General features: G+C 35.2%; 8 protein-coding genes. 4 read left to right on the forward strand and 4 right to left on the reverse strand.

The features are described 5' to 3' along the window. The first annotated feature begins 25 nt into the window (after positions 1–25). Together WS44_RS05695 and WS44_RS05700 are read left to right on the forward strand one after the other, a co-directional pair. The gene (locus WS44_RS05695; protein ID WP_013438543.1) at positions 26–1,630 is read left to right on the forward strand and encodes an ABC transporter ATP-binding protein; all 1,605 of its coding nucleotides are present in this window, start codon (positions 26–28) and stop codon (positions 1,628–1,630) included. Between the two features lie 182 nt (positions 1,631–1,812). Then, positions 1,813–2,556 (forward strand): PAS domain-containing protein, encoded by a 744-nt coding sequence (locus tag WS44_RS05700; RefSeq protein WP_013438542.1) that lies wholly within the window; start codon positions 1,813–1,815, stop codon positions 2,554–2,556. A 79-nt stretch (positions 2,557–2,635) separates the two neighbouring features. On the opposite strand, the gene WS44_RS05705 is transcribed toward WS44_RS05700, so the two are convergent. The 4 genes from WS44_RS05705 to WS44_RS05720 form a co-directional block, all read right to left on the reverse strand. Beyond that, positions 2,636–2,908: a hypothetical protein gene (locus WS44_RS05705; RefSeq protein ID WP_013642387.1), complete on the reverse strand. Its 273-nt coding sequence runs from the start codon at positions 2,906–2,908 to the stop codon at positions 2,636–2,638. Positions 2,909–2,969: 61 nt separating this feature from the next. Beyond that, positions 2,970–4,652: a cell surface protein gene (locus WS44_RS09980; RefSeq protein ID WP_288145702.1), complete on the reverse strand. Its 1,683-nt coding sequence runs from the start codon at positions 4,650–4,652 to the stop codon at positions 2,970–2,972. After that, on the reverse strand, positions 4,645–4,767 hold the full coding sequence (locus WS44_RS09985) for a hypothetical protein (RefSeq protein WP_288145703.1): 123 nt from the start codon (positions 4,765–4,767) through the stop codon (positions 4,645–4,647). The genes WS44_RS09980 and WS44_RS09985 overlap by 8 nt, the downstream gene beginning before the upstream one ends. After that, positions 4,768–4,926, reverse strand: a complete 159-nt coding sequence (locus WS44_RS05720; protein ID WP_046433618.1) for a YSIRK-type signal peptide-containing protein — start codon at positions 4,924–4,926, stop codon at positions 4,768–4,770. 255 nt (positions 4,927–5,181) lie between these two features. Between WS44_RS05720 and pnuC the strand changes: the two genes are divergently transcribed. Both pnuC and WS44_RS05730 read left to right on the forward strand, forming a co-directional pair. Beyond that, on the forward strand, positions 5,182–5,919 hold the full coding sequence (pnuC, locus tag WS44_RS05725; protein WP_013438538.1) for a nicotinamide riboside transporter PnuC: 738 nt from the start codon (positions 5,182–5,184) through the stop codon (positions 5,917–5,919). A 205-nt stretch (positions 5,920–6,124) separates the two neighbouring features. Then, positions 6,125–7,765, forward strand: coding sequence for a hypothetical protein (locus tag WS44_RS05730; RefSeq protein ID WP_288145704.1), 1,641 nt, complete (start codon positions 6,125–6,127; stop codon positions 7,763–7,765). Positions 7,766–7,847 lie beyond the last annotated feature (82 nt).

Here is a 7,847-nt window from a genome sequence, read left to right on the forward strand (position 1 = left end):
TCAAGTATATAAAAAAGGAGAGTTTATGAGTCTTAAATATGCTAAAAAAAGCCAAATAATTAGCTTTACCATTTTGGCGGCAATTAAAGCCTGCAACATCGTCTTTGTAGCTTATATGATTCAAGTCATGTTGAACGTTGCTTCTTCTGGCTCTCATGACTACATGCACTTAATTAGATTGGCTTTATTAACTGCATTAGGTCAATTGTGCTTTATGGCCAGCAACTTTGTTTACGAAACGGTTAAGATGGGAATTATTCGTGACGTAAACATGACATTAAAAAAGGCCAATCTTCGGTATCTAGTTGATCAAGGCGATCCGGATATAAAAAGCGGTTTGTCGCTGATGACTAATGATTTAAAACAAATTGAAACTAATCGTGTGACCGCTCAACTAGATATGATTTTCCAGGGGTTGTCATTTATTGGTGCCATTAGCTTTGCTTTTTATAGTTCTTGGCAAATGACTTTAGTATTTGTAATAGCAACGATTGCACCTGCTGTAGTGCAGATGATCACTAGTCCAATTATTACTAAAAAGTCAAAGATTTGGGCAAAAACTAATGCTAATTATACGCAGCATGTTTCAGATTCATTAAATGGTGCTCAGGCTACCAAGCTTTATAACGTGCGAACAAATATTGTAACGCGTGCGGCAAATGCTGCCCAGCAAATGGAAAACGCGTTAAGAAATATGACTTTGACGCAGGCATGGGCACTAGAATTAATTTATTCTGCAGCTGAGCTTTTCTGTTTCATCATTCCATGTACCGTAGGTGGGATCTTGATGATGCAAGGCAACTTAAAAGTAGGTACTTTGGTAATGATGGTTGATTTGGCAATGAATTTTATCACGCCAGTTGTTACATTGTTTAACGAATTTAACCAAGTTAAGTCAACCGTACCGATGTGGGAAAAGACTCAAGAAGCTTTGAAACATGTGATGAAAGATGACAAGCAAAAGATCGATCATTTTGAAGGAATGAAAATTGATGATTTGTCTTATGTAACAAGTTCTGATCATAAGCGAATTTTTGATGGAGTTAATTTAGAAGTTAAACCTGGTGAAAAAGTATTGCTTATGGCGCCAAGTGGCTGGGGGAAAACAACGTTGTTGCGCCTTCTTTTGGGATCAAAAAGACCTAAAGATGGGAAGATTTTGCTTAATGGCAAAGATGTAACTGGTAATTGGGATGCAGCGCATAATTATTTCTCCTATGTTAATCAAAAGCCGTTCATGTTTGACGATACGTTGCGTTTTAACATTACGCTTGGCCGGAAGGTGAGCGATGAAAAGCTGAAGCAAGTAATCCATGAAGCTGGACTTGATAATTTGGTTAAGAGCCAAGGCCTAGATAAGCAAGTGGGTGAAAATGGTAGTGAATTGTCTGGTGGGCAGATTCAAAGAGTAGAAATTGCTCGTGCTTTATTATCGGGCAGACCAATCTTGTTGGCTGATGAAGCAACGAGTGCGCTTGATCCTAAATTGTCACTAGATATTCATAAAACATTACTTGAGAATCCTAATGTTGCGGTAATAGAAGTAGCCCACAAAATCTCACCTGAGGAAAAAGCAATGTTTGATGTGATTATTCATTTGGATAAGCATACCGTTGAAACAAAGATGTAGTGAAATTAATAGGAAAAGTACTACTTTGTAAGTGGTACTTTTTAAAAAATAAAATATATAAAATTTTATATAATAGAGTCTGGAAAATTATTGCTAAATTTATATCAATCCAATTGAATTAAAACCGCTTACAAATTATAATTAAAATTAAGAAGATTCTTTATTAGTAGGAGGAAAAAATTATGGCAGAACCTAAATGGCTTAAGGATATGAATCCTGATGAATACTTAAAAGAAGATTTTGAAGCTAAGGGTAAATCTAAATATACAGTTGAAGGAATCGATAAAAATGATCCTGAATGGCTGGATAAGGCAGCTAAGAAGGTCCATGCTGCAGAAGGTGACGATTATGTGAAGCTGGATGCGGGGTTACTTACTGTTAACCAACTTAATTGGATGCTTAGAAATACAATTGGGGAAATGACTTTTGTTGACGATAATAATGAATTTCTATGGTACAATCGTCCAACTGATCCAAATTATAAGATGCTTGCTAAACGTACACCAGATCAAGTCGGTGATACTATGAAGGCAATTCACCCCGATGTGCGTGATGTTATTCCTAATGCTAAAAAAGTAGTTCATGCTTTACGTACTAAGCAAGATGGACATGATGATGTCTATATGCCCGTTCCAACTGGTAATTTGAAGAAACTTGTTTTGCACTACTATAAGCGTGTTGAAGATGATAATGGAGATTACGCAGGTATTTACGAATGGGTTCAAGATTTGTATCCACTCGTTAAGTATTTCTGTGAAACTACTGGTCAAAAGTTGGTAGTAGATGATGATACCACAACTGGTGCAACTTATCGTAGAAATTCAGATCCTGATGCTGTAAGTGGTGCTTCAACTAAGGCTGAAAAGGTAGAAAAAACTAAAAAAACAGAAGAACCAGATACTACAACAGGTGCTTCACAACATTAATATTTATCAATAGAAAAACTCATCAATTGACTCAATTTTAGAATCATTGATGAGTTTTTTGTTAATTAATAGGATTGATTTATTTTACTGCAATCATTATTTCTTCAGTAGTGTTATCGCTAGTGATGTCGTGCTGTGGATATGCAAAGTAAGGAACTATTTGATGATTTTCAGGAATATTTGCATCGATAATTTCTTTTAATCTTTTGTTGCTAATAAATATTGCAGCATTAGCTGGTGCAGAATAATATGCACCAACTTTATTACCATAGGGATCGTAATAATTAATCTCTAAACAGTTAGCTGAATTAATATTTTTAGTAATAGAAGAATTTTGTTCGCTTTTTAGCATATTAAAGCCTCCACTTTATTAATGCGGTTACATTTAAATCTATAGTAACAGTAATTTTTAGTTAATTTTTCTTGTTGATGAATGAGCCTAATGCCGTGATTGTTGCAGCAATACTTGCTAAAACAATGCCTGTAGTAATGAGGTTAGTCTTATCTTCACCGGTTTCTGGAAGTCCAACTTCTTTTGAGGTTTCAGTTACATTTTGATTTTCTACTTCTGCTTTCGGTTTAGTTGTTGTTTCACTAGATTTCTCGGTTACAGCAGTAGGAGTTACCATAAACTTGGAAGAAGTTACTTCTTTTTGATTTTTTTCGATTACATTTTCAGGAAGTGGAGCAATAGCTTCTTCTGTTGATTCTTCTCCAGCTGGTGTTTCATTTTCATCTGTACCATCTAGATCCGATACATCTACAGTTAATGGAGGAGTAAAATCTTCTGTATTGTCAGGAGTTTCCTCTGGTTTAGGTTGTGGAGCAGGAGTATCTGGAGTTGGATTTTCAGGCGCCGGCTCTGGTTCAGGTTCAGGTTTAGGCTCCGGCTTAGGCTTTTCAGGTTCTTCAAATTCTACGAATGGTGGTGTTAAGTCCCAACGGTGTGTTTCACCACTAACAGTAACTTTGTTACCAATAATATTACCGTCAATGTTAACAGCATTTGTAATATGAGCGTTGGTTGCTAGAACACTTCCCAAATGGTAGTCTCCAGCAAAATGTAATTTATTAACATCTGTACCGAAGTTCCAGAGCAATTTATTAAATTGATTTGGAGTTTCAGAAGAACCGCCAATATTATTACCATCAGCATATTCCAGTACAAGGTGAGTTTGAACTGTTAAATCTCCACCTTGAATATTAATTACATTTAAAATAATCATTGGAGCTTCAGCACCAGCAGGAATACCTTTGATCGTAATATTACGTTTGTCGCCTGAAAGGTGTGCGGCATCAATTGTTACATAAATAGGTTCCTTACTGTCGCCAGCATTCTTTATAGCCTCAGAAACATCGGTCCAACTATTGTTGAGATCATTAAAATCGGCTTTAACTCCTTCAGTCTGTGCTTGACTAGCCCAGTTATCTGACTTTTGACTTAATTTATCTAGTTCGCCTTGAATATCAATTTTTTGATCGGCTTGAACAATGTGGTTATAAGGAATATCTACTTTTCTCCAGTCAGGTTTTTCTGCAGTTCCATAGTTAACTTCAATTGCTCCATCATTTTCAAATGAACGGTATTCAATGTCTGGTCCAAAGATGACTACTTTGTTGTCACCATCGATTTTGTTAAGTCCATTGAGATTGCCAACATAGTGGATATCACCGTTGGTTAAATTATTGGTTGCATTTGAATTGGTACCAAAATTTGTACCAGAAAGTTTATCTGCAGCAATATTACCTGCAATATGACCATTTTGGGTCACTTCATTACCGAAAATATGGAAGATACCAGCGATACCTAAAGGATGTTTATCTGCCAAATCTTTAATATGATCTGCCAATTCTTCCTTGGTCATTTCATTGATATTTGGTTTATCTTTTTTATTTGTACCTTCTTTAGAAGTATTAATATTATTATTTTGAGATACATTTTCTTCAGATTTTGAATTTATATCTTCAACTGGAGTAGTACTTTCAGCTTCTTCTGTTTGAATTGGTTGCTCAGTATTAACAGATGTTTCTGGATCTGTTTTTTCTTGAGTAGATACATCTGTATCAGTTTGCACAGTAGTTGTAGTACTATCCATCAGTATTTTCAGAGTAATTAGCTGAAACTTCAGTATTATCAGTAGTTAAAGTGTCTGCTGTATTATTTTCTACAGGAACACTTTCTTCTACTACTGAAGTTGTATCATCAGTCATTTAATTTTGAATTGCTTCAGAGGCTGCTGAGACAATTGGCGCACTAGGACCAGCTAGTATGCCGAAACTTAATAACACTGCAACAGCACCCTTAGCCAATTTGCGAATAGCAAATTGCGTTTTTTTGTCTTGAACATTTTTAGTACCTCCGTAGCACATAATTAATATATTATTTTTCCTTTCTTGTATACATTATATGACATAATGTCATTTATGAAAATAAAAATAAAAGCGCTTTAAAAAACTTAACAAATAAAAAATTATGATACTAACGCAAATCAAAAAAATGTCAATCCTTGTATTTAATTTTGAGTCCACTATACTAGATAGCGATGCTTTTTAAATAAAAGAGCGGATAAGGCACAATATATAGTATATTGTGAACCTAAAATAAAAAGGGAGTAGTTTGTATATATGGAAAGACATGAGAATTATTTTGTTTGGCTGTTTAATCAATTAAAGGGGTGGCCAGTACAAAACTATTGTTTATGGTTTTTCGCATTTGGTTTTCAATTAGCGTTACTTATTCAAGCAAAGGTTACTAGCGTAACTTTGATCACTTTCATTGGTACTCTTTTGGGTACGCTTTGTGTATTGGCAATTAATGCCACTAAGGCAATTAATGGATGGTTAGGATTGATTTCAGCAGCATGTTTCATCTATGCTGGTTGGTCAGCCAAGAATTATCTTTCTATTTTTGAACAAATTGCTTATATCGCAACTTTGGATTTGCCAGTTATCTTGTCAGTAAGATCATGGAATGATGATACTAAGAACCACTTGAGAAAGTTTGGTGGTAGAGAATGGGTCATCGCCATTGTTGGTACATTGGCCGTTTACTTGGTATCAGGCTTCTTAATTGGTAAGTTCACTAATGACCCACGTCCTTGGGTTGACGCTATCAGTTTTGCTATTTCACTTACTGCTGGTATTATGTGCTTCATGCGTTACAACAACCAATACTTCTGGTGGACTGCAAGTGGTATTTTCCAATTGATTCTTTGGGGTATCACTTATGCGCAAGGGGATGCCAACTTGGCAATGGCTATCAACTCATTGATTTACGTCATTAACGATGTTTTGGCGTTTACTGTTTCACCATGGTTCAACATGGGCCGTCGTAAATCTGGACTTAAGGAAATTAGAAACTAGTAATCAGCTAAGAATCAATTCAATATAAAAAGGAAACGTTATCGAATTTCGGTGGCGTTTTTTTGTACATAAGTGTTTTCTGAAAAGCTTTAAGAAATTTTAAAAAAGACGATATGTCACTATTAATGAAAGCGGTTTCATGATAATGCATAAGTATCAAAAGTATAATTAATTTGATACGTATACACAATAGGAGGCCATGAAAATGACATCTAAGAAAAATTTTAAAAAGAAGATGAAGAGATATCACAAGAATCACGAAGATCATAAGGAGATGAGCCCTAGAGCTAAGAAAGCTGCGGCTGGTGCGGCTTCTGCACTTTTGGGTGTTGGAATTATGACAGGCGCAAACACTCATGTTGTTAAGGCTGCAGGATATCGTGAAGATGAGATTGCTGAAGTAGAAAGCGCAAATGTTCTTAGTTCTGAAAAGACTAAGGTAAGAATTAGCGTGCAACAAAGAACTAATAGTACTGAAGATCAAAATGGTGAAGTGATTTCAGATGAAAGTACTGAAACTTCAAATGATGTAGTAACAGATACATCAACTGAAACTGCATCTACCAATCCTGAATCTGTAACAACTAATGACACAACTGTTGATACAACTTCAACTGAAGGCACAAGTCAGCTCGAAACTCAAAGTACTGAGACGACTACTGAGCAAGTATCAGCAACTGGTGATACTTCAAATGAGAAAACTCCTAAGGAAGAGACTAAAACTCCAACTTATGATGATGCTAAAAATGAAGTTGAAAACATCAACAATACAAATAATGGCAAGTTAGATGAGGCTATTGAAAATGCCAAAGGCGAAGGCGTAGAAGTTGATGTCGCAAATGGAGAAGACATCACAACCAATGTTAGTGGTATTAAGGATGCTGAAGGAAAACTTGAGGAACATATTCAAAAGCAACTTGATAAGATTAATAAAGCTTTAGAACAATATAGGACCGAACTTGAAAAATACAATAAGGAATCTGCAGAATATGAGATAAAATTGGCTGAATATAACCAAAAGAAAGCAGACTATATTGAAGAACTAAAAAAATATGGGCTTTGGGATGAAAATAACGTTGATATTGATAAAGTATCGCAAGATTTAATTTTGGATCCAAATGAAAGTTCAAAAGTTACTGTAGTGTATAAAGGCGATAATGTAACAGTAGGAACTGGTAATAAAACTATAGGAACTAATCCGGATACTCAAGTAGTACTAGATCAATTTTATAAAATTAATAAAGAAACACTTGGTGAATTTCTTAGACTTGAATATACAGGTTTTCAAAATTCAAAATATGGCAATGTTGATATTGGAAAAATTTCAGTTTCATTTAGTGGTTGGAAGCCAAACTATGAAAGAGATAAATATGATCCATCAGGTATTTATTTCAACAATAAATTAACGGATGGTTTCTGGTATGTTCATAGTGATGGTGTAACCGTAGATATTACTTTGTACGATAAAAAAGATAATCCGATTGATTTGAAGGATGGCACCGCATATATTACGGCAGGCTCTTTGAACAGTAAGGGTACAGGTAGTAAGTACATTGAAAAAGCCGAAATTATTAATGACAAAGAACATAATGAGTATGGCGGAAGCGGTCTTGCTTTACCTGAATCTACGGTAAAAGTACATGAGGGTGCCGGAATTTATGGTGGCGATGTTCTTTATTCAGAGAAGAACAATGAAGTGTTGGTAATCTATGGAGACGTTAACGATAACACCATAAGAAAACAAACTCAAGCAGCAATAAATGCTTGGGGAGACACTGAAACTAATAGAGCCATTATTAATAAGTATATTAATTGGGATAACTCTAACGATAATAAAACATACTAATCTAGTGTTGGATGATTACTCGACGGAGTAGTCGTTCAACACTTTTTCTTTTACTATGTAAAGTGGAGATGAAGCCAATGCC

The organism is Lactobacillus sp. N54.MGS-719 (assembly GCF_000980505.1).
Classification (GTDB): domain Bacteria; phylum Bacillota; class Bacilli; order Lactobacillales; family Lactobacillaceae; genus Lactobacillus; species Lactobacillus amylovorus.